Origin of the sequence: Shewanella sp. SR43-4 (assembly GCF_014163845.1) — a bacterium.
GTDB classification, from domain to species: Bacteria; Pseudomonadota; Gammaproteobacteria; order Enterobacterales; family Shewanellaceae; genus Shewanella; species Shewanella vesiculosa.
Genome location: NZ_JACJEB010000070.1, coordinates 1 through 244, shown reverse-complemented (window position 1 = coordinate 244; position 244 = coordinate 1). Strand labels below are relative to the sequence as shown.

The window sequence follows — 244 nt, the reverse complement described above, 5'->3', positions numbered from 1 at the left end:
AAAACGCTATCAATTGTTTTTATTCTATTGATTAAAGAAATGGTTGCGGGAGTAGGACTTGAACCTACGACCTTCGGGTTATGAGCCCGACGAGCTACCAACTGCTCCATCCCGCGTCCGATAAAACGCTATCAATTGTTTTTATTCTATTGATTAAAGAAATGGTTGCGGGAGTAGGACTTGAACCTACGACCTTCGGGTTATGAGCCCGACGAGCTACCAACTGCTCCATCCCGCGTCCGAT

At 45.9% G+C, this 244-nt stretch carries 2 tRNA genes; both read right to left on the bottom strand.

Annotated elements, in window-relative coordinates:
• Positions 1 to 40: 40 nt before the first annotated feature.
• A tRNA-Met gene (locus tag H5123_RS20445) sits at positions 41 to 116 on the bottom strand.
• Between the two features lie 46 nt (positions 117 to 162).
• A tRNA-Met gene (locus H5123_RS20440) sits at positions 163 to 238 on the bottom strand.
• Positions 239 to 244: the final 6 nt, after the last annotated feature.